Raw genomic sequence first — 22,465 nt, forward strand, 5'->3', positions numbered from 1 at the left:
CGTCTAAGCTCATCAAGAGCAACCGTTACATGCGGGTATTAGCTTGATATATATGAATTGTTAGATTTAAGGACCGTAATATTTCGTTTTCCTAACGCGCCGTTTCGCGTCGTAGGCGTACGTTGCCTATCGGTTTCCTGCAAGCTTGTCGCATAAGATAATTAAATACCTCGCTCGAGGTCTCGTGGAACAGAAATCCACTGCGAACTCGCTGCGATGTCGCACGATGCTTGTTCGGCAAGTGCATGCGCGGACACAAGCCCACGCGAAGTCGGACCTTTAGAAGTCCAGCGCGCCTGGGTTCCAGCATGCCTGTCCGAGCTTCTGAGGGGGCACGGCGTCATGACTGCGTTATCTGCTACCGCTGCAGTAGCTATATTAATCGTACTGCTTATCTATATTCAATTCAGACGAATGCAAACGTCGATGCCTGCGGATGGTTTGCCTGTCGACGCGGAATTGTCCGGGCGGAGGTATAACAACTATGCCTTCGCAGCGGCTGATGAAGCGGCGGATCTGGAACAGGCCGCCAAGGCCGTTGCGGATCAGAAAAACATTCGCCGCAGCGCTGGTTTCCGTCCGACGAGATCATCCGGCCGCCACATCGTCCATACGCATCTTGCGATGCTGTCCAGGGGCCGTTTTCGCCGGACCTCGTTGGAGGACAAGTTGCAGCCGTGCCACGTCATATCGCGCACAGAGCCAGACGATGGTTCAGGGACTGCCGCGCGGCAACTGCGCCACGACGAACGGTTTGGCGCCACGCTCGATCTATTGCCGCTTACCATCCTGGTAGCTGATCCTCAGGGAAAAACGCTCTTCGCCAACGCGGCAGCGGAGAAGCTCTTCGGTTATTCCCGGGAAGAGTTGATTGGCGTGGCTGTCGGCGAGCTGGTTCCTGCATTGCACCTCAACGTCAGCGGCGCGGATCTGGCGCTTGGCGGCGCAGAGGCGGATGGTCACCGGGACCTGGTCGCGAAGCGCAGGGACGGCACCGAGTTTCCGGCGGAGGTCGCCGTCAATCCCGTTTCCTGGGAAAGCGAGACCTGTACGCTGACGATCGTGATCGATCGCACGGAGCGATACGAACTGCTGCGCAATCGCCAGCAGCTTGCCCACTTGACCCGAGTCTCCACACTGGGCGAACTTGCCGGATCGCTCGCACACGAATTGAATCAACCGCTCACGGCCATATTAAGTAACGCGCAGGCAGCTCAGCGCTTCCTCGCGACAGAACCGGTCAATCTTGGGGAGGTGCGGGAGATATTGCATGACCTGGTCGACGACACTCACCGCGCAAGCGAAGTTATCCGGAAGATTCGAGCTCTCGTCAAGAAAGGCGACCTCGAGGCCGCGCCGCTGAGCGTGGCGAGCGTGATCAGGGATGTGGCCTTGCTCGTGCATAGCGATGCAATTGTGCGTGGAATCCGCATGCGTGTGGTGGTTACCCCGGAGTTGCCGCCCGTGCGTGGTGACAAGGTCCAATTGCAGCAAGTCGTGCTGAATTTATTGCTTAACGCATTCGACGCACTGGAGGCCCGTCCGGCGCTTGATCGTGAGGTGGATATTGCGGTCACCCTCGAAGCGGGCGACACCATACGTGTAGCGGTACGAGACAGCGGCAGCGGTCTCGCCGGCAACACATTCGAGAAGATGTTCCTGCCGTTCTTCACCTCCAAGCGGGACGGACTTGGCCTTGGACTGTCAATCAGCCGGTCTATCGTCGAGATGCACGGAGGATGCATCTGGGCGCAGAACAACGAGGATCACGGGGCCACTTTTTATTTCACCTTGCCCACTGGAGCCGGGGCCACGCGAAGCGTTCCGGGGAGGCAGCCATGAGCGAAGTGAGCTCAACGGTCTTCGTGGTGGACGACGACACGGCGGTATGCCGCGCGTTGACGCGCCTGATACGCTCCGCTGGTTATTGCGTTGAATCCTTCGAATCCGCGCATGAGTTCCTGGCGTGTCATCCTTACTTCAAGGATTGCGCCTGCCTTGTACTGGACGTTGGATTACCCGACATCAACGGCCTCGAATTGCAGAACGAATTGAATGCTGCGAACAGTGTATTACCCATCATCTTCATCACGGGCGACAGCGACGTCGCCACGACAGTGCGAGCGATGAAGGCCGGTGCAACAGATTTCCTGGCGAAACCGGTGACCGACTCCGACCTCCTGCCCGCGATAGAAAACGCGCTCCAGGTCTCTTCGCAAGCCCTCGCGAACCGTACCGAGCTTGACGGTATTCACGGTCGTATGGCGCGGCTCACACCGCGCGAGCGGGAAGTGCTGGCGCTTCTCGTTGAAGGCCGGCCCAACAAGCAAGTCGCGTGTAAATTGGGCATCGCTGAAAAGACCATCAAGGTCCACCGCGCCCGCGTGATGGAAAAGATGGAGGCGCATTCGCTTGTCGACCTGGTGCGGGTCATCGACAAGGTCTGTACTCCTCTTGCTCACGGTCAGCGAGCCTGACTCTGAAAGACCGGTGTCGCCGGACACCGCGCCTATCCCCTGCGGATATTGGACCAAGGTCCCATATCCGGATCCTTCAAATTGTCATAGTCTGGATTCAGCGTCGAACCATGTCTGGTACCGAGGTGCCTGTATTAGGGATATTCGCCATGACCCAACTCAAGCCGTTCGTCGCAGTGGTGGATGACGATGAATCGGTGAGCCGAGCCATCAAGCGACTCCTACGTTCTAGCGGGTTTGCGGCGGACACTTTCAAGACGGGCAACGACTTTCTGGACATGTTCGATTCCATACCGTCATACCGCCCGGCGTGCATCGTTCTCGACGTGCAGATGCCGGGCCTGAACGGACTGGAGGTCCAGCAGCGACTGGCGGGTAGCGGGATTCCGATCATTTTCATCACGGCCCACGATGACAGCGTCGTTCGCGAGCAAGCACTGGCGGCCGGTGCCGCAGGTTATCTTCGCAAGCCATTCAATGACGAGATCTTGATCAAGGCCGTGCGTTCCGCGATCGATCCGGTTCCCGGGCCCTGAGGGTCGGCACCTACGCCTGTAATGAAGGTATTGGACCAAGGTCCAATAGTTTTAGAGGGATATTGGTTGCATCATAAAAACAGAGTCCTAAAGAAGCGTAGGGGCGGCCTCGGGCATTACTTCTTGAAGTCATTTCCAATGGAGCATGCATCATGATCAGATACCTTCGGCTGGTTCTCGCGATTCCCCTCTTTCTGTTTTCCGTGGCGTGTACGACGGGCCCGACCGTGACAAACGGTGGAGATCCGGACCTGGACGCGCAAGGACGTCAGGCACTGCAGCAACTATTCGACACTACGCCGAAGGCGAAGGATCTCCAGTTTCAGGCGAAAGCGGTCGTGGTGTTCCCGAGCATCGTCAAGGCTGGGTTGATAGTCGGGGCGCAAGGTGGAAAGGGCGTGATGTTTGGTCCGGACGGCAAGGTGCTTGGGTACTACAGGGCGCGCGCGCTTTCGTACGGGATGCAAGCCGGCGCACAAACCTTTTCGGAAGCGATGTTCCTCATGACCGACTCGGCAATTACCTCTCTGTCCAGCGGCACCGGATTGTCCGTTGGCGTGGGACCGAGCGTCGTGGTCGTGGACGCGGGGATGGCCAAGTCGATGACAACCACGACATTGCAAGCGGATGTCTATGCGTTCATTTTTGGCCAGCAGGGATTGATGGCCGGTCTTGGCGTGCAGGGGCAAAGAATTATCAAGTACGAGGAATGAAGTTGGCGATATCCCCACGATGGGAGTCATTGATGCTCTCGCGCGTTGCGCAGACCTTGACCGCCTGTTAGCAGATCGACCTTGGAACATTGAGGGCCTCGAGCCATGCAACGAATACAGCGAATGCGGCGAATGAGGCAAGTTTCAGTTGGTCTGGTGGTATGGGCGCTGACGCTCGCGGCCGGCGCGCAGCAGCCGATCATCTATCCGGCCAGAGGGCAGAGCGCGCAGAAGCAAAACACCGACACGGCTGAATGCCAGTTGTGGGCGAAGCAAACAACAGGGGTTGATCCGGTCGCGATAGCACAGCAGGGAGCGAACCAGCCGGCGGCGCCGCAGCAGCAAGGAGGCATGCTCAAGGGAGCGGCCGGCGGTGCTGCGCTGGGTGCGATCGGGGGCGCAATCGGAGGTGACGCGGGCAAGGGCGCGGCAATCGGGGCGGTGGTCGGGACGGCCGCAGGAGGGCTTCGCCAGCGCCGAAAGAACGAGGCTGCTGCCGGTCAGCAACAAGCTAACAATCAACAGGCCTCGCAGCAGATGGCGACTTTCAGCCGGGCGGTGGCCGCCTGCATGACGGGCCGGGGATATACCGTTCAGTAGGGCCGACCAGCGCACCCAGCGGAGATGCAAGCATGACGACCAGACTAAGGCGAACAGCGTTGGTGAGCGCATTGACAGCCGCGCTGCTCTGCTCGGCGACAGCAGCATTCAGCGCGGACTTCGACGGCAGCAGGCGGCTGATCTGCGCAACGGTGGACGCGCACGCCTGCGACCCGGGCCAAACCTGCCTTCACGGGTTGCCGGACGACATTGGCGTGCCGCGTTTCATGCGCATCGACTTCGCCGACAAGACGATCGCGGGGCCCAAGCGCACAACCCAGATCCGCTACCTCGACACCAGCGCGGATCAGATCATGATGCAGGGCACCGAGCTCGGCTATGCGTGGACGGTTGTCATCGACAAGACCGACGGAACCCTGTCAATGACGCTGGTCAATCGTGACGACACATATGCGGTCTTTGGTTATTGCACACCGACATAGCCGGCTGCGCGCCCGGTCTTGCTTATGGTGTGTTCCACGAGTCCGGGTTCCCAATGGGAGACTCACATGGTGACGTCAGCTTCGCGGATCAAGAATGGTGATCACCGGTGCGCATGCACCTGCATGGGGTTGCACCGCCTGTTTGCCGGCGTGGTTCTGGCGATGCTCGCTGCCTGCAGCAAGCCGGCGGCGGAGCTTCCGCGTCAGGCGATCGCGGTAACGGTCATGACGGTCGCCGCGCGTGACACGCCGGTCGACTTCGAATTTACCGCCCAGACGCAAAGCTCTCGCGAGGTCGAGATCCGCGCACGCGTCGACGGCTTCCTGGACAAACGCGTCTATACCGAGGGGCAACTGGTGCATGCCGGCCAGACGCTCTTCCTGATGGACCCCAAGCCGTTCGAAGCGGTGCTCCAGTCGGCCAGGGGCCAGCTCGCGCAGCAGCAGGCCCGGCTGACCGTGGCGAAGGCCAATCTCGCGCGCGTGGTTCCGCTCGTCGCACAGAACGCACTGAGCCAGAAGGAACGTGACGACGCGATCGGCAACGAAAAGGAGGCGGAGGCCGCGGTGATCGCTGCAAAAGGCCAGGTCCAGACCGCTGAACTCAACCTGAGTTACACGACGATCAAGTCCCCGCTCACGGGTCTGTCGAGCTTCGCCCGGCAGCAGGACGGCAGCTACGTAACGGCGGCCGCGACGGGCTTGCTTACCACCGTGTACCAGCTCGACCCGATGTGGGTGAACTTCAGCATTTCCGAGAATGAGTTGCTGGCATACCGCGACCAGATCGAGAAAAAGCAGTTGCGGTTCCCGGCGAACAACGAGTTCGAAGTCACGGTCGTGCTTGCTGACGGCACGGAGTTCCCCGCTCGCGGCCGCATCAATTTCGCCAATCCCGCGTTCAGTACGCAAACCGGCACGTTTCTCGTACGGGCCTCGTTCGCGAACGCTCAAGGCGGCCTGCGCCCCGGACAATTCGTGCGCGCCCGCGTGTCGGGGGCTGTGCGTCCGAACGCGATCCTCGTACCGCAGCGCGCGGTGTTGCAGGGATCGAAGAGCCATTTTGTCTGGGTGGTCGAGAGTGATTCGAAAGGCCACCAGCGTGTGGTCGAAACCGGTTCGTGGCACGGCGACGACTGGTTCATCACCGACGGTCTCAAGCCCGGCGAACGAATAGTGGTCGATGGCGCCATTCGGGTGGTTGCCGACGCGCCCCTGAAGATCACCGATGCACCTCCTGCCACGCCAAGTGCTACCGACGAGCAGCACGACGGGCAGCAAGCTATGGCACAGCGTCAGCCCGACCACGCTGCGACGAACTGAGCGGCGGCCGAAATGAACATTTCTCGCCACTGCATCGATCATCCGATCTTTTCGTCTGTCATTTCGATCGTCATCACGCTCGGTGGTGCGCTGGCAATGTTCAGTCTGCCGATCGCGCAGTACCCCGACATCACTCCGCCGCAGATCACGATCTCAGCCAATTACCCCGGTGCGACTGCCGACGTGGTCGCTAATAATGTGGCAGCGCCTATCGAGCAGCAGGTCAACGGCGCGGACAACATGATCTACATGAACTCGTCGAGTTCATCGACGGGCAACTTCACGCTCAATGTCTTCTTCCAGATCGGCACGAACCCCGAGCTTGCGCAGGTCGATGTGCAAAACCGGGTGAACCTGGCGTTGCCGCAATTGCCTCAGTCGGTGCAGGCGCAGGGCATCCAGGTGCAGAAGAAGTCATCGGCGTTCATGATGGTCATTGCAGTCTATTCGCCTACTGACCGGTACGATCCTACCTACATTGCCAACTACGCGAACATCTATGTGCTCGATGCCCTCAAGCGCGTGCCTGGCGCCAACCAGTCGAGTATCTTCGGCACACCTGATTACGCGATGCGTATCTGGCTCAAGCCTGATCGCATGGCGCAACTTGGCGTTACTGCGAACGACGTGCAGAAGGCCGTCGCCAACCAGAACCAGCAGTTCGCGGTCGGCAGTATTGGCCAGTCGCCAACCGGTACGCCGGTCGAGCAGTCATTTGCGGTGACCACCACCGGCCGGCTCAGCGATCCGGCCGAGTTCGAGAACATCATCATCCGGGCGGCCAGCAGCGATGCTGCAATCGTGCGTCTCAGGGACATCGGCCGCGCCCAGCTTGGTCAAAAGGATTACTCGATCCGAAGCAAGTTTCAAGGTAAGCCGGCGACGATTATCGCGGTATACCAGCAACCAGGCGCCAATGCGCTCGACGTGTCCAGGCAGGTGCGCGCAACCCTCGAACAGATGAAGAAGTCCTTCCCTGAGGGGATGGATTACGACATCGCGATGGACACGACTGAATTCACGCGGGCGTCGATCTCGGATGTGATCTATACGTTCTTCGAAGCGCTCGTGCTGGTCGTGATTGTGGTCTACGTCTTCCTGCAGAGTTTTCGCGCCACCTTGATTCCGGTGATCGCCGTGCCGGTGTCGATTCTCGGTACCTTCATGGGCATGCTCGCCCTCGGCTTTTCGATCAACATGCTCACGCTGTTCGGCATGGTGCTGGCGATCGGTATTGTGGTGGATGATGCCATCGTCGTGGTCGAGAACGTCGAACGGAACATGAACGTCCACAAGCTGAGTCCACGGGACGCGGCCAAGCGGGCGATGGACGAAATTTCTGGCCCGATCGTGGCAATTACGCTCGTCCTGGGCGCAGTGTTTGTGCCGGTGGCGTTTCTTGGCGGCATCACGGGACAACTGTACAAGCAGTTCGCCATCACGATCGCCATCTCGGTCGGGTTCTCGGGCGTGGTTGCGCTGACGCTGTCGCCGGCGCTTGCAGCATTGCTGCTGAAACCGGGACACCATGAAAAGAAGGGCTTTTTCAGATGGTTCGATAACGCGTTCGGACGGATGACCTCCGGCTATACGAATTTGGTCAGGCTGGCCATCAAGCGTTTTGTGGTGGCCTTGTTGCTGTTCGCCGGGATGATCGCGCTCGCGGTCGTCATGATGAGGTCGATTCCGACTTCGTTTCTTCCGCCCGAAGACCAGGGGTACCTGCTCGGCGCGGTCATCATGCCGGATGCGGCGAGCCTGGACCGCACCGGGGCTGTGTCGCAGCACGTCACTGACTATTTCATGAAGCAGCCGGCCGTGAGCAGCGTGACGATAGTCGATGGATACAGTTTGCTGGACAGCCAGAGCAAGAATAATGCATCGACGTTTTTTATCGGTCTCAAGGGCTTTGACGAGCGCTACAAGTTCGCCAACATCAAGACGCAGAACGCACGCGCCGTCCTGATCGATGCGTTTAAAAATCTCTCCGGGGTGAAGGAGGGGATCATCCTGCCGGTCAACCCGCCGTCTATTCCGGGACTTGGAACGACAGGCGGGACCGAGATGTGGATCCAGAGCAAGGGGGATGCAACCATCCCTCAACTCGCGGGCGTGGTGGATGACTTTGTAGCGAAGGCAAAACTGCGGCCCGAACTGGCTCGCGTCACATCGACATTCAATGCGTCGTCTCAGCAGTTGCTGGTCAACGTGGACCGTGACAGGTCCGAGACGCTGGGCGTTCCTGTCGAGGAAGTCTACAGCGCGATGCAGACCATGTTTGGTTCGCTGTACGTATCGCAGTTCAACCGTTCGAGCCGATTGTGGCAGGTGATTTTGCAAGCGGAGCCGTCGTATCGGCTCACGCCGAAAGATCTCGATCAAATTTACGTGCGTGCCAGGACCGGCAGCATGGTGCCGCTCAAAGCCGTGGTGACCAGCCAGTTCGCCACCGGTCCGGATCTGGTGACGCGCTTCAACAATTTCCCCGCGGTCAAGATCACCGCGAACGCGGCACCAGGCTACAGCACGGGCCAGGTCCTCGCCGCGCTCGACGAGGTGGCCCGTGAGGTGATGCCGGCGGGTTACGACGTCGGGTGGAGCGGCGAAGCGTTTGAAGCAAAACAGGCGGGTGGTGCCTCCGGGCTCGTGTTCGTGTTTGGCCTGATCATGGTGTTCCTGATCCTTGCCGCGCAATACGAGAAGTGGAGCTTGCCGGTGGGCGTACTGATGGCGGTGCCGTTCGCGCTCTTTGGCGCGCTGCTCGCCATCTTGCTGCGAGGCCTCGAAAACGACGTCTATTTCCAGATCGGCTTGACGATGCTGGTTGCGCTTGCTGCCAAGAACGCGATCCTGATCTTCGAGTTTGCGGTGCTGAACCGCGAGTCGGGCGAGTCGGTCCATGACGCCGCAGTCACGGCTGCGACTGAGCGGTTGCGCCCGATCGTGATGACGTCCCTTGCATTCATCCTCGGCTGCGTGCCGCTTGCCATTGCCACTGGCGCGTCGGCGAACAGCCGGCATTCGATCGGCACCGGCGTCATTGGCGGCATGCTTGGCGCGACGGTGATCGCGGTGTTCTTCATCCCGATGTTTTTCTATGTGCTCGAAACAATGTCGGAGAGGAAGAGCGGCGGCAAGAAGACCCCGGGCCCGACAGCGAGGCCGCCGGATCACGGCGCAGGCGCCCCGACTGCTACGCCGTCTGCCAAACGCGAGGGCGACTGACATGCGTGCCTCCGCTCTCTCGTTGCTTATGTTGCTAACGTTGCTCGCGCTCAGCGGCTGCCTGCTCGGACCCGACTATAAGCGTCCGTCCATCGATACGCCGCCTGCCTTCCGCTTCGCCGGGCCGGATGCAAAAGATATGGTCAATACCGCGTGGTGGGAACAGTTTCAGGACCCGGCGTTGAACGACCTGATCGCAACGGCATTAGCCGACAACAAGGACGTGAAGACTGCGGCGGCCCGTGTCGAGCAATTTCTCGGGCAGTTCGAGACCACGCGCTCGCAATTATTCCCGCAGGCGGCCGCAGGGTTCAACGCGCAACGCCAGCGTGTGCCGTTTGGCACGGAGTTGCCACCGGGTGTAGGCCCGGTTCTGAACCAGTACCAGGCGACGCTCTCCGCGTCCTGGGAGATCGATTTCTTCGGCAAGCTGCGCCGGCAGACGGAAGCTGCCCGTGCGAACCTGCTCGCGAGCGAAGAGGGCAGGCGCGCGACGATCCTGACGCTGGTGGCATCGGTGGCGTCGTCGTATGTGAACCTGTTGTCGCTTGACCGGCAGCTCGATATTGCGAAGTCCACGGCCTCGAGCCGTGCGGCTTCCGTCCATGTGTTTCAGTTGCGCTATTCGGGCGGCGAGGTGTCGCAAATGGAGCTGGCGCAAAGCCAGTCGGAATACCAGGCCTCACTCGCGGCGATTCCGCAGATCGAGTTGCAGATCGCGCAGCAGGAGGACGCGCTGTCGATCCTGCTTGGGCACAACCCCGAGGTCATCGTGCGTGACCGCGAACTGGACGATCTCGCGTTGCCCGCCGTGCCGGCGGGGCTGCCGTCCGAATTGCTTGAACGCCGTCCCGACTTGCGCCAGGCCGAGCAGGACCTGATTGCCGCGAACGCGCTGATTGGCGCCGCACGCGCGCTTTATTTCCCGTCGATCTCGCTGACCGGTTTGTTCGGTTCCGCGAGCGGACAGTTCTCCTCGCTCTTCAGCGGACCGGCGCGCGTGTGGTCCTATACCGGGGCGGTGACGCTGCCGATCTTCACGGCAGGCAGTATCGGCGGTCAGGTGAAGCAAGCCGAAGCGCAACAGCAACAAGCGCTGTTTCAGTATCAGAAGGCGATCCAGGTCGCGTTCCAGGAAGTCGCGGACGCGCTCGTGTCGCTGCAGAAAACGCGTGAGCAACTGGTGGTGCAGGGCAATCAGGTCGATGCGTTACGCACTTATGCCCGCCTTGCCCGGCTGCGTTTCGAAGGGGGTTATACGAGCTACATTGAAGTGCTCGATGCCGAACGTAGTCTTTTCAATTCGCAACTAAGCTACGCGCAGACGCAAGGCGCGGTGTTCACATCGACAGTGAGCCTCTACCAGGCCATGGGCGGCGGCTGGGTCATCCATGCGGAGGGCATGACCGCGACGACCTACGACGGGACTACGGCCATGGCGAACCCGGCGGCGGCCGCTTCGCAAACCGGGGGGGCTGCGCCATGAATACCGGCCGCCTGATTGCCTGCCACGAATGCGACCTGCTGCAGCGCGAGACAGTGCTGAGCGCCGGTGCAACCGCGCGCTGCCGGCGCTGCGGTGCGATGCTGTATAGAAGCCCGCCCGCCAGCGTAGACCGGGCACTTGCTTTCACGCTCGCGGCAATCGTCCTTTTCGCGGTGGCCAATGCGTTCCCTATCGTCGGGCTTTCGGTGAACGGCACGCTTGTCGAGACCACGTTGTTCGGTGCAGCTCGCGTGCTGTATGACGACGGTGTGTGGCCGCTCGCGGGCCTCGTGTTCGTCACGACGCTGCTGATGCCACTGCTCGACATGGTGGCGGTGACGTATGTGCTTTTGCCGCTGCGCACAGGGCACATCCCGCGCCGGCCCGATATTGTATTGCGCGTGCTGCGTCGTGTGACCCCGTGGGGCATGATCGAAGTGCTGATCCTCGGGATGCTGGTCGCGCTCGTCAAGCTTGCAGCCATTGCAACCGTGGTCCCTGGTATTGCCATGCTGGCGTTCGGCGGGGTGATGCTGCTGCTTGCCGCTGCTGCGTCCGCCTTCGATCCCCACGATATCTGGACGCGCATCGACGTCGCGCGGAGTGCGGCCGGCGCTCCGGCAGGGCAGACCGGCGCCTCGGCGCGGACGGCGGCCCGTGCTGGTCTCTTCGTCTGCCATGACTGCGGCTTGTTATCAAAACCGGCATCGCATGCTCACGAAGGCCGCTGCCCGCGTTGCGGGTCGCCTCTGCACTTCCGCAAGCCCGGCAGCATCGCGCGCACCTGGGCCTTCGTCATTGCGGCCATGGTCCTCTACATCCCTGCCAACATGCTGCCCGTCATGGACACGAGTTCGCTCTTCGGCGCGCAAACCGACACGATCCTGAGCGGCGTGGTCTACCTCTGGACCTCGGGCTCGTGGCCGCTCGCGGCCATCGTGTTCATCGCGAGCATTGCCGTGCCCATGCTCAAGATCATGGCGCTTGTCTTTCTCGTCCTGACGGCACAACTGCACTGGCGCTGGCTGCCTGAGAGACGCACGCGCATCTACCGGCTGGTGGAACTCGTCGGACGCTGGTCGATGCTCGATATCTACGTCATCACCATCCTGGTCGCCCTGGTGCAGTTCAATGCGCTCGCGACCATCAAGGCCGGACCCGGCGCTATCGCGTTCGGCGCCGTGGTCGTGCTGACCATGTTCGCTGCGATGTCGTTCGACCCGCGTCTCATCTGGGACGCCATGGAGCCTGATCATGAATAGGCCGCCCGATTACCCAGAAGCGGTCGCCACTCCTCGCTCGCGCTGGAGGGTGCAGCTTGTCTGGCTGGTGCCAGTGGTCGCGGTATTGATCGGCGGCTGGCTCGCGGTGCAGTCCATCCTCGAGAAAGGTCCGACCATTACCATCAGCTTTATCACTGGCGAAGGCCTCGAAGCGGGCAAGACCAAGATCAAATTCAAGAACGTGGATATTGGCGTGATAAAGAAGGTCGTCTTGTCACCTGATCATAAACGGGTCATAGCCAGCGCCGAGGTGAACCGCGACGCCACCAACATGCTGGTCGACGATACCCGCTTCTGGGTCGTTCGCCCACGCATATCCGGCGGCACGGTTTCGGGCATTGGCACGCTGTTGTCAGGCTCGTTCATTGGCATGGACATTGGTACGGCGAGCGCGGCGCGCCGCGATTTCGTCGGGCTGGAGTCGCCGCCCGTGTTTGCAGCCGGCGTGCCGGGGCGGGAGTTCGTGCTCAAGAGCGAGAACATGGGTTCGCTCGATATCGGCTCGCCCGTGTTCTTCCGGCGGCTGCAGGTCGGACAGGTCACCTCCTACGCGCTCGATCCGGACGGCAAAGCCATGACGCTGCACGTATTCGTCAATGCTCCCTACGATAAATACGTGACGAACAGCACTCGCTTCTGGCACGCGAGCGGCGTGGACGTGACGCTGGATACAAGCGGCGTGAAGGTCAACACCGAATCGCTGGTGTCGATCCTGATCGGCGGCCTGGCGTTCGAGGATCCGCCAAACGTGGCCGACAACAAGACTGAAGCCGCAGCTCAAAGCCAGTTCGAACTCTTCAGCGACCGGGCCGAAGCGATGAAGCGGCACGACAGCATCGTCGACACCTATGTGCTGAATTTCAAGGAGTCGGTGCGCGGACTGTTGGTCGGCGCGCCCGTCGACTTCCGGGGCATCGTGGTCGGCGAGGTGGCGGCGATCTATACGCACTTTGACCCAACCACGAAGCAGTTCAGCATTCCGGTCGAGGTACGCATCTTCCCCGAGCGCTTCACGTCGCGCTACGACTCGGGCACAAAGAGTGCCGCGGACGCGAATGGTGGCCGGGTCACGTCGGATCGCAAAGCGTTCGTGGACTATCTGGTCCAACACGGATTGCGTGCCCAGTTGAAAACCGCGAGTCTCCTCACGGGCAACCTCTATGTGGCGGTCGATTTCTTCCCGGCGGCTCCGAGAGCCACGATCGACTGGAACCAGCCTCTACCCGAATTGCCAACTGTTCCAGGCAACCTGCAGGGGCTGCAGGACTCGATCACCAGCCTCGTCGCGAAGCTGAACAAGATTCCGTTCGAAAGCATCGGCAACGACTTGCATCAAACCCTGTCCGATGCGGACGGTCTGCTCAAGACGCTCAACACCCAAGTTGCCCCGGAGGCTCGTGCCACGCTGGTCGCGGCGCAGCAGGCGCTCGCCTCCGCCAACAGCACCTTGCAGCCCAACTCCGCGCTGGCGCAGAGCACGGTCGACACGATGCGTGAATTGTCGCGCACGGCCGCGTCGTTCCGCGCGCTCGCCGACTATCTCGAGCGTCATCCCGAAGCGCTGCTTCGCGGCAAGACGGAGGACAAGAAGTGATGCGTACCCTCTTAACCACAGCCGTGATGCTCGCGGCGGCACTTGCCAACGGCTGCGCGAGCTCGCCCCAGGCGAGCTTCTATACGCTGAGCGTCGAGCGGCCGCAGGAGCCGGCCGGGGCCGGAGACGGTACGCCGTCCGCCATCCCGTCATGGGCCATCGTTATGGGCGCGGTCACGGTACCGGAGATCGACGACCGCCCGCAGTTCGTGCGGCGGGTGGACGTCAACCGGATCACGCTTGACGAGTTCTCGCGATGGGCGGAGCCGCTGAAGAGCCAGATCCGGCGGGTTATCGCCGCCGACCTTGCGGTGCAATTCCCCGGTGCGCTTGTATCCGCCTATCCGCAAAACGTGGACCCCGCGCTGACTTACGTCGTATCGATCGATGTAGAGAGCTTCGAGTCGGCGCCCGAGGCGGCGTCGGTCTCGGTGCTGTGGTCGGTGAAGCCGCCGAAGGAGGGCAAGGCCGTGAGCGGGCGTTCCGTGGTGAGCGAACCAACAGGCACGCAGGGTAATGATGCGCTCGTCGCCGCGCACAGCAGGGCGATGGCGGCGGTCAGCAACGCCATTGCCGCGGCGATCCGCTCGACACGTCGATAGTGACCAAGGGACTGGATGTATGGAAGGGATGCTCATAGATGTGGTGATTTTCCTGGCAGCGGCGCTCATCGCCGTACCTCTGTCGGTACGGCTGGGCTTTGGCTCCGTGCTCGGCTATCTGCTCGCAGGTGTGGCGATCGGTCCGTGGGTGCTCAGGCTCGTCACCGATGTTGATGCAATCCTGCACTTCGCCGAGTTGGGGATCGTATTGATGATGTTCGTGATCGGCCTGGAAATGCAGGTCGAAAAACTATGGGCCATGCGCGGCACGATTTTCGGCTACGGGGGCGTGCAAATGGCCCTGTGCGCATTGGTTCTGACGGCGACTTTCCTCATTTTCGGCTCGCCATGGCGCGTTGCACTGACGGGCGGCCTCGCACTGGCACTCTCGTCCACGGCGATGGTGATTGCCGAGCTTCAGGCACACAAGCTGATGGATACGCCGGCTGGGCGTGCGGGATTTGGCATCCTGCTGTTCCAGGACATGGCCGCGATCCCGTTGATTGCGCTTCTGCCGCTGTTGGGACCCACGGTGGCCGATGCCGCCGCCGAACCAGGCTGGCTCGTCGCGTTGAAAGCGCTGGCGATGCTCGTGGCGGTCGTGCTGGCCGGACATTTCCTGTTGCGCTTTTTGCTTCGAGTGATCAAGCGCACCGGCGTGCCCGAGGTGTTCACCGCGTTTGCGTTGCTCTGGGTGGTCGGGATTGCGCTGCTGATGGAGAGCGTCCATCTGTCGATGTCTCTCGGTGCATTCGTCGCCGGCATGTTGCTTGCCGATTCGGAATATCGTCATGAGATCGAGACCGACATGGCGCCGTTCAAGGGCCTGTTGCTGGGGTTGTTCTTCATTGCGGTGGGGATGTCGATCGATTTCGGTGTGCTGGTGCGCGAGCCCATGCGGGTGGCAGTGCTGGTGCTGGTGCTCGTGGGAATCAAGGCGGTTGTACTGTGGCTGCTCGCGGCGCGGTTCAACGTCCCGGTTGGGCAACGTACCTACTTTGCAGTGCTGCTGTCACAAGGCGGGGAATTCGCGTTCGTCGTGCTGGCGGCATCATTGGCCGCACGCGTGATCGATCAACGCCTGTCGTCACTTGTGACCCTGGTGGTTACATTGTCGATGGTCACTACACCGCTTCTGCTACTCGCGCACCAGCGATTCCAAATACCGCGCTTGCGCCAGGATCCGGACATTTAGAGCACGAAGCGCCCGCGCCTTGAAGCGCCATTCCGAGTCAACCGACGATCAGTGGCCGCTTTCAAGCGGCAATGAAAATGGGTGTTAATGCCTGCGCCCGTGCACTATCATCATTTATAGAACAAACGCCGCGCCCGGCTGAATACGGCACCTGGCGCCGGCTTAGACCTTCACGAGTTGATGCGCACACAACGGATCGGGCATGGTGATCGCCAATGTGATTCGCAAGGGGACTGATAGGATCTCCGACTTCCTTAAACTGGAATCGGCCGGCGGTCTGCTGCTCGTGGCTGCAGCCATACTCGCGCTGATCTGTAGCAACTCCCCGCTTCGGAACGGGTACGACGCTTTGTTAAAAATCCCCGTAGAAGTACGCTTCGCATCGTTCGCCGTTGCAAAGCCGCTTCTATTGTGGATCAACGACGGTTTGATGGCCATTTTCTTTCTCCTCGTCGGACTGGAGGTCAAGCGCGAGGTGATTGAAGGTGAGCTGTCCACTCCGAAGCAGATAGTGCTGCCTGTCGTTGCGGGGTTGGGGGGAATGGTAGGACCCGCACTCATCTATTTCATTTTCAACCGGGGAAATGAGGCGGCTTTGAACGGCTGGGCAATTCCCACTGCCACGGACATTGCATTTGCACTTGGCGTTCTTTCGCTGCTCGGCAAGCGCGTCCCCGTGTCGCTCAAGATATTCCTGACCGCAGTCGCCATCGCCGATGATCTGGGTGCAATCGTCATCATTGCAGTGTTTTATACCGCAGAGCTTTCCATCGCAATGCTTTTTTTGGCGGGTGTCGCCGTCTCGGTGCTCGTCGCCCTGAACCTGCAGAAGGTCACGCGAATTGCGCCCTATGTGATCGTCGGCGTGATCCTGTGGGTGTTCGTCCTGAAGTCCGGCGTCCACGCAACGCTTGCCGGCGTTGCAATCGCTTTCGCTGTGCCATTGAAGACTAAAAACGCACAAGGCGCAGCTCCGCTGCATCAGCTTGAACACAGTCTCCATCCCTGGGTGGCCTTTGGCGTGTTGCCGATTTTCGCTTTCGCCAACGCCGGTGTTTCGTTCGCCGGCGTTACGTTGACCGCGCTCGCGCAACCGCTGCCGCTTGGCATTGCCGTCGGCCTTTTTGCCGGCAAGCTTGTCGGTGTCTGCGGGGCGAGCGCTCTGCTGATCCGGCTCGGGTTGGCCAAGCTTCCCGAGGGCGCCAGTTGGCTCCAGCTGATTGCCATTGCCGCGCTATGCGGCGTCGGTTTCACCATGAGCCTGTTCATTGGCTCTCTCGCTTTCGAGGGCCCCGACTATTCCACCCCTCTGCGCTTAGGCGTGATTGCGGGCTCGACGGTATCGGGGGTTACCGGATATCTGTTGCTCAGGTTCGCGTCGGGTCGCGCCGTAGAGACCACGTCCCGTATAACTAACTAATATATCTCTCGACGAGAGAAGAGCATCGTGAACCTCGACACTTTGGAAACGCTGATGGGCGCTTCCCTCGTTCTTTTACTGGGGCGGACGATCCTCGCCAGGACCCGGGTACTGCAAACCTACAGCATCCCCGAGCCGGTTATCGGCGGGCTGCTGGTCGCTATCCTGGTTTTTGCCCTGCGTGCGGTCCTGCAGATCGACGTGCGTTTCGACACGACGCTTCAAACGCCGCTGATGCTCACGTTCTTCGCCACCATCGGACTTAACGCGGATCTTGCCAGCCTGAGAGCCGGTGGGCGTTCCTTGTTTGTGTTTCTCGGCGCCGTGGTTGGCTTGCTCGTGATGCAGAATCTACTGGGCCTTGGACTTGCCTGGGCGTTGGGACAGGAGCGCCTGCTCGGCCTGCTTGGGGCGTCTGTGACCCTCTCCGGCGGCCATGGCACGGGTGCCGCCTGGGCGAAGGTGTTCGCGGAGCGCCATGGGCTCGCTTCGGCAACCGAGATTGCGATTGCCTGCGCCACGTTCGGCTTGATACTCGGAGGATTGATCGGTGGCCCGGTGGCGCGTTTTCTGATCACACGCTATGGGCTTGTCCCCAACCCGGAGTCGGATGTCGCAGGCACGAGCGGTTTTGAGCAACCCAAGGCTGTTCGCCCGATCACGGCAAATGCTTTCATCGAGACAGTAGCGTTGATTGTCGTGTGTCTGGCTGTGGGCTCGGCGCTTGCATCGTGGTTGGCCGGGACGGCGCTCGAGCTACCCGCATTCGTCTGTGTATTGTTCGTCGGCGTTGTTCTGCGCAACGGCCTCGCGGTGTCCGGCTGGTATCGGGTCTTCGAGGACGAAGTGTCACTGCTTGGGAATGTGAGCCTCGGACTGTTTCTCGCGATCGCGTTGATGAGCTTGCGCTTAGGGGACCTGGCCTCGCTTGCGCTGCCGCTTTTCGCCATCCTCGTAACGCAGGCGATCGCCATGGCCCTCTACGCCATTTTCGTTACCTTCCGGGTCATGGGGCGCAATTACGACGCTGCGGTGCTCGCCGCCGGTCACTGTGGTTTCGGCCTCGGCGCAACGCCAACGGCGATCGCCAACATGCAAGCCATCACGGAGCGGTTTGGCCCTTCGCATCTGGCTTTTCTCGTGGTGCCGATGGTGGGAGCGTTCTTTATCGACATTGCGAACGCAATCGTCATCAAGTTGTTCCTGCTGCTGCCAATCTACGGATAAAGGATCGTCCAAGTGGCGAAGTCCTTCAATGTACACACGACACATAGCTTGTACGCGAATCGTAGTAAATGCTCACTCGACCGCTCTTGAGGTTGACCACCTTGTGGAAGCCCCTGCCGGCGAAGGTGTGCGACCAATAGGTGGTGCTTCCTCCCCAGCCATGGAGACCGCCCGGGTAACGCGAATCATTTTCTGGCGCGACGATCGCGTATTTGTTTTCCGATGCAGCATTGTTGCCAGTGTTCGCGTAGACGAACAGCGCGATCAGTTCGTCGACAGCCGGTAGCCGCATATGACGCTTGGCACACTGATACAGCGCGTCATGGTAGTCGTAACGCACGACGCGTGCCCCGTTGAACTGGTCTACCGCGCTCTTGTTCGCACGTGGGATTTTTTTCTCCCACGCAAAGGTGCTGGTGACGGGGCGGCTAAAGCAGGTTTGGTCGTGGGAGAAGCGGGTCGCGCCGCCACCGGTCAATGGATACGTCCCTTTAGGCAGGCAGATTTCCTCGCCGGACGTCGTCGCATTCGCCTGTGCCGCGGCAGGAAAAATACTCGAACCGAGAGCGAATCCTGCAATCAACAGCGCGCGCAACTGCACATGTTTCAGATTCCACTTTCCGCTGGCGTAAGTCATGGCAGTCCGATGGTTGTGTTGGTGATCGACCGGGGATGCGACTCGGATAGCGTCACAAATCTTGCCGTGCCGAGCGCGGTCCACAATGCAAGAAGACTCATGGATGGTCGCGTCCTGAGACCTCAAGCTAAGCCTCGAAAAGAAGGAAGTAAACATCTTTTTATCGAAGTAGTAGAAGGATCATTATTTAGACTTCAATAGATCGGGGCCGTGCGAACAGCGACGCTTGTCCGGCTGTTCCCGCTCACGGACAAGCCTTGATCGCCTGCGGTGCAGGTGCCCTCGCGTTCAGGATCTGCTGCGCTTTCGGGTGTACCGGGTATGGGACCAAAATCCAGGTGTCATAGAATCGTATGTCCTTTTTAAGGAGACGCGCGTGGCCCTGAAGCGCGGAAGATCGAGCCGGTTCCATTTGCCGCGCCGTACGCGATCGCCGTGGCATGCGCCCCGTGCGCGCACGTTGTTCATGAGGCCCACGGCTTCCCCGCGACGCGTCCTGTTACTTCGCTTTTACCTTGTGATCGGATTGTGCGTGCTTGCCTTTGTCGTGATCTATATTGATCGCGAAGGGCTGCGTGACGCGACCAAGCCGGCGCTCGGCGTGATCGACCTGATGTATTTCACCATGGTCACGGTCGCGACAGTTGGCTATGGCGACATAGTGCCCGTTACAGCCCGCGCGCGCCTTGTCGTCACGTTTCTCGTCATGCCAATACGTATCGCCATCTGGTTTGTCTTTCTAGGCACAGCGTATCAATTCGTCATTCAACGCGTGATCGAGGAGCTTCACATGAAACGCCTGCAAAAGCGGTTGCAGGGCCACGTCGTTGTGTGTGGTTTTGGACTCAGTGGCTCGGTTGCCGTTCGCGAGCTGCTTGAAAGCGGCGTGGATCCCGATTCAATCATTGTGATCGACCAGCAGCAATCGGCGCTTGAATCGGCGACGGCGCTGGGCGTTGCCGGTTTGCTCGGCGACCCGTCGCGCGAAGACATCTTGCAACAGGCGCAGATTCGTGCAGCGAAGGCCGTCATAGTCGCGGTCTCTGATGACCCGACCGCGATACTGCTCACGTTAAGCATCCGGAGCATTGCGCCGGAAACAAAAATTGTCGTGCGGATTCAGGAGCATGTGTTCCAACGGCAATTGCGGCAGGCGGGGGCGGACGTGATTGTGTCGTCGACCAAGATCGGTGGACTGTTACTGGCCGATGCGGTCGAGAGTCGCTACATCGTTCCGTTCGTCAACGACCTGCTGTCGGCCCGTGGACGCGTCACGCTACTGGAGCGGCCCGCCGCACCGCGGGAAGTCGGTCGAGCGACGAATGCGGTTACGGGCATGCTCATTGTCGGGCTGGTCCACGACGGCCATATGTTCTCGTTCTATGAGGACGCGCCGCGCACAATTGAAGAAGGGGACGTGCTGATTGTGATGGAGTCTACCCGCGCGTCGCGGACCGAAGGCACCTAGCTGCCGCCTTTCAGGCGCTCACGATGACTCGCCGCGTGTACCAGTCCACAATCGTCGTGCGTTACAGGGAGGCTCATGAGCAAGCAATTGTCCGACCCTGTATCCGGGCAACCCGACCGTGTCTCGGCATGGAGTCTTATCAGACCGTACTGGGTCTCCGAGGAGTGGCGGACCGCTTGGGGGTTGCTGATCGCGATCATCGCAATGGACTTGCTTCTGGTCGGCATCAACGCCCGGCTGAACACATGGAGCCGCGATTTCTACGATGCACTGGAAAGCAAGAACGTGCGCGAATTCCCGCAGCTGATATTGATGTTTACCGGGCTTGCGTTCGCGTTCATCACGATCTCTGTCTACAACCGCTATTTGCGGCAAATGCTTGGCTTTCGATGGCGCCAGTGGCTGACCACACGCTACCTGGAGGAATGGTTGAACGGTGGCACCTTCTACCGGATCGAGCGCGATCGCCTTGCTGACAACCCTGACCAGCGGATCGCAGAGGATCTTGATTTGTTCGCCACCACCACGCTTTCTTTCACTCTCGATCTGCTCTCGGCGCTCGAAACGCTCGTCTGGTTTTCCATCGTCCTTTGGAGCACGGCGGGCACGCTGGCCGTCATGATCGGAGCCACACCCTTCCAGATTCCGGGATACATGCTTTGGGCAGCCGTTGGTTATGCAATTGTCGGCTCGCTCCTGACAAATAAGGTCGGTCGCCCGCTTGTGTCGATCAACTACCAGAAGCAACGCGTCGAGGCGAATTTCCGCTTCGGCCTGATCCGTCTGCGCGAAAACGCAGAGCAGATCGCGTTCTATGACGGTATGCGGACCGAGGGCTCGAACGCCAAGGATCTGTTTGGCCGGATTCGTGAAAACTGGTGGCGCTTCATGAGGTACACGAGGCGCTACAGCTTCGTGGTCAACTTCTACGAGCAGGTCGCCGAGATCTTTCCGATCGTCGTTGCGTCGCCCCGATATTTCGCAGGCGCGCTGACTTTCGGCACCCTGATGCAGATCGCTGACGCATTTGGTTCGGTAAGCGAATCGCTTTCGTGGTTCATTCACAATTACGACTCGCTCGTCGAGTGGCGTGCGACGGTTAACCGTCTGCGCGAATTCAAGCGTGTCATGCAGCAACCCCATCTGATGGCATCCGTGTCGCCGGCCACCGAGCATGGGGGCATCAACCTGCACTACGTCGACGAGAAGCAACTCGTCACGCACGGTCTCGTGCTTGCGCTGCCTAACGGTCAAACGCTCGCGAGAGTGCGCGACATTGCCGTGGCGCCCGGTTCGCGCTGGCTCGTGCGCGGGCCCTCCGGCTCGGGCAAGAGCACGCTGTTGCGAGCGCTTGCTGGTCTCTGGCCGTTCGGCAACGGCTCTATCGATGCGCCGGTGGGCGCGCGCATGATGTTCATCCCACAGCAGAACTATCTGCCAGCGGGCACACTGAAGGCGGTGCTGACCTACCCCGCGTTACCCGAAACATTAAGCGACGTCGACTGCCGCGATGCACTGCATGCGTGCCGGCTGGAAGACTATGTTCACCGATTGCACGAATTCGACCACTGGTCGCGTATCCTCTCGCCGGGCGAGCAGCAGAGGCTGGCAGTCGCACGTGTACTGATGCACAAAGCTGACTATGTGTTCCTCGACGAAGCAACGAGTGCGCTTGACACTGAAAACGAAGCGCATCTCTATAGACTCCTGATCGAGCGGCTACCGAATGCGGCGATTGTCAGCATTGCGCAACGCGAGTCGCTTGCGCAGTTTCACCAGGAGACGCTCGATATCATGCGTTCGCGCTAGAGGAATAAATCGTGATGGGTCTTCCACTGCCTGAGCTATCAAGACCCGCACTTTTACGGAAATAGTGCCGAAAAGGCGCGATCCTGACACCCGACGTAGCCGCATTCCGGGGAGTGACGGGATTGCCACGGATGCCTGACGTGGACTTCAACCTCATTGCTCCACGCTTGGGGCGCAACACGCTTGCGGCAAAAGCAATAGCGCTGTTGGTCGAGCAGTTTAGATAGCCATGCCCCTGAATGGCATCAACCATGCCTGAACGTCTGAATGTCTGACGAAAGTGTTTTGATTCGCAGCTTCCCGCACCTCGCGCCGCACCCGGTGGTCAATCGGCGCTAGCAAGACAAGACTCCCTGACGAAGTTACCTTTCCCGATATATTGATCGCACAATCGAAAGGAAATTGAAACCATCAGCGTAGCGGATAG

The 22,465-nt window shown here is 60.3% G+C and carries 18 protein-coding genes; 17 read left to right on the forward strand and 1 reads right to left on the reverse strand.

Annotation, left to right across the window (positions count from 1 at the left end; translation table 11 throughout):
- Window positions 1-414 precede the first annotated feature (414 nt).
- The 15 genes from AWB69_RS22650 (at window position 415) to gltS (ending at window position 18,124) form a co-directional block, all read left to right on the forward strand.
- Window positions 415-1,842, forward strand: a complete 1,428-nt coding sequence (locus tag AWB69_RS22650; protein WP_231937198.1) for a two-component system sensor histidine kinase NtrB — start codon at window positions 415-417, stop codon at window positions 1,840-1,842.
- Complete coding sequence (locus AWB69_RS22655; protein WP_062088935.1) at window positions 1,839-2,477, forward strand: response regulator transcription factor; 639 nt, start codon at window positions 1,839-1,841, stop codon at window positions 2,475-2,477. The genes AWB69_RS22650 and AWB69_RS22655 overlap by 4 nt, the downstream gene beginning before the upstream one ends.
- Before the next feature lie 149 nt (window positions 2,478-2,626).
- Window positions 2,627-3,013, forward strand: a complete 387-nt coding sequence (locus tag AWB69_RS22660) for a response regulator transcription factor (RefSeq protein ID WP_062088938.1) — start codon at window positions 2,627-2,629, stop codon at window positions 3,011-3,013.
- A 152-nt stretch (window positions 3,014-3,165) separates the two neighbouring features.
- Complete coding sequence (locus AWB69_RS22665) at window positions 3,166-3,726, forward strand: lipid-binding SYLF domain-containing protein (protein ID WP_062088940.1); 561 nt, start codon at window positions 3,166-3,168, stop codon at window positions 3,724-3,726.
- 123 nt (window positions 3,727-3,849) lie between these two features.
- Entirely contained in the window at window positions 3,850-4,326 is a 477-nt protein-coding gene (locus AWB69_RS22670) for a YMGG-like glycine zipper-containing protein (RefSeq protein ID WP_062088942.1), read from the forward strand.
- Between the two features lie 32 nt (window positions 4,327-4,358).
- Entirely contained in the window at window positions 4,359-4,769 is a 411-nt protein-coding gene (locus AWB69_RS22675; protein WP_062088944.1) for a hypothetical protein, read from the forward strand.
- A gap of 123 nt (window positions 4,770-4,892) precedes the next feature.
- Complete coding sequence (locus tag AWB69_RS22680; protein WP_062089002.1) at window positions 4,893-6,092, forward strand: efflux RND transporter periplasmic adaptor subunit; 1,200 nt, start codon at window positions 4,893-4,895, stop codon at window positions 6,090-6,092.
- Between the two features lie 12 nt (window positions 6,093-6,104).
- The gene (locus AWB69_RS22685; RefSeq protein WP_062088946.1) at window positions 6,105-9,317 is read left to right on the forward strand and encodes an efflux RND transporter permease subunit; all 3,213 of its coding nucleotides are present in this window, start codon (window positions 6,105-6,107) and stop codon (window positions 9,315-9,317) included.
- A gap of 1 nt (window position 9,318) precedes the next feature.
- The gene (locus AWB69_RS22690; protein ID WP_062088948.1) at window positions 9,319-10,803 is read left to right on the forward strand and encodes an efflux transporter outer membrane subunit; all 1,485 of its coding nucleotides are present in this window, start codon (window positions 9,319-9,321) and stop codon (window positions 10,801-10,803) included.
- Window positions 10,800-12,065, forward strand: coding sequence for a paraquat-inducible protein A (locus AWB69_RS22695; protein WP_062088950.1), 1,266 nt, complete (start codon window positions 10,800-10,802; stop codon window positions 12,063-12,065). Before AWB69_RS22690 ends, AWB69_RS22695 begins: the two co-directional genes overlap by 4 nt.
- Entirely contained in the window at window positions 12,058-13,680 is a 1,623-nt protein-coding gene (locus AWB69_RS22700) for a PqiB family protein (RefSeq protein ID WP_062088951.1), read from the forward strand. Before AWB69_RS22695 ends, AWB69_RS22700 begins: the two co-directional genes overlap by 8 nt.
- Window positions 13,680-14,282: a PqiC family protein gene (locus AWB69_RS22705; protein WP_062088952.1), complete on the forward strand. Its 603-nt coding sequence runs from the start codon at window positions 13,680-13,682 to the stop codon at window positions 14,280-14,282. Before AWB69_RS22700 ends, AWB69_RS22705 begins: the two co-directional genes overlap by 1 nt.
- Window positions 14,283-14,301: 19 nt before the next feature.
- Window positions 14,302-15,477 (forward strand): monovalent cation:proton antiporter-2 (CPA2) family protein, encoded by a 1,176-nt coding sequence (locus tag AWB69_RS22710; protein WP_062088954.1) that lies wholly within the window; start codon window positions 14,302-14,304, stop codon window positions 15,475-15,477.
- Window positions 15,478-15,679: 202 nt separating this feature from the next.
- The gene (gene nhaA / locus AWB69_RS22715; protein WP_062088956.1) at window positions 15,680-16,897 is read left to right on the forward strand and encodes a Na+/H+ antiporter NhaA; all 1,218 of its coding nucleotides are present in this window, start codon (window positions 15,680-15,682) and stop codon (window positions 16,895-16,897) included.
- 27 nt (window positions 16,898-16,924) lie between these two features.
- Window positions 16,925-18,124: a sodium/glutamate symporter gene (gene gltS, locus AWB69_RS22720; RefSeq protein ID WP_407923050.1), complete on the forward strand. Its 1,200-nt coding sequence runs from the start codon at window positions 16,925-16,927 to the stop codon at window positions 18,122-18,124.
- A gap of 25 nt (window positions 18,125-18,149) precedes the next feature.
- On the opposite strand, the gene AWB69_RS22725 is transcribed toward gltS, so the two are convergent.
- Window positions 18,150-18,761 (reverse strand): hypothetical protein, encoded by a 612-nt coding sequence (locus AWB69_RS22725; RefSeq protein ID WP_062088959.1) that lies wholly within the window; start codon window positions 18,759-18,761, stop codon window positions 18,150-18,152.
- Window positions 18,762-19,137: 376 nt separating this feature from the next.
- Between AWB69_RS22725 and AWB69_RS22730 the strand changes: the two genes are divergently transcribed.
- Both AWB69_RS22730 and AWB69_RS22735 read left to right on the forward strand, forming a co-directional pair.
- Complete coding sequence (locus AWB69_RS22730) at window positions 19,138-20,229, forward strand: potassium channel family protein (protein ID WP_062088961.1); 1,092 nt, start codon at window positions 19,138-19,140, stop codon at window positions 20,227-20,229.
- A 75-nt stretch (window positions 20,230-20,304) separates the two neighbouring features.
- On the forward strand, window positions 20,305-22,038 hold the full coding sequence (locus tag AWB69_RS22735; protein WP_062088963.1) for an ABC transporter ATP-binding protein/permease: 1,734 nt from the start codon (window positions 20,305-20,307) through the stop codon (window positions 22,036-22,038).
- The last annotated feature ends 427 nt before the right edge of the window (window positions 22,039-22,465 follow it).

It is taken from the genome of Caballeronia udeis, from assembly GCF_001544555.2.
GTDB classification, from domain to species: domain Bacteria; phylum Pseudomonadota; class Gammaproteobacteria; order Burkholderiales; family Burkholderiaceae; genus Caballeronia; species Caballeronia udeis.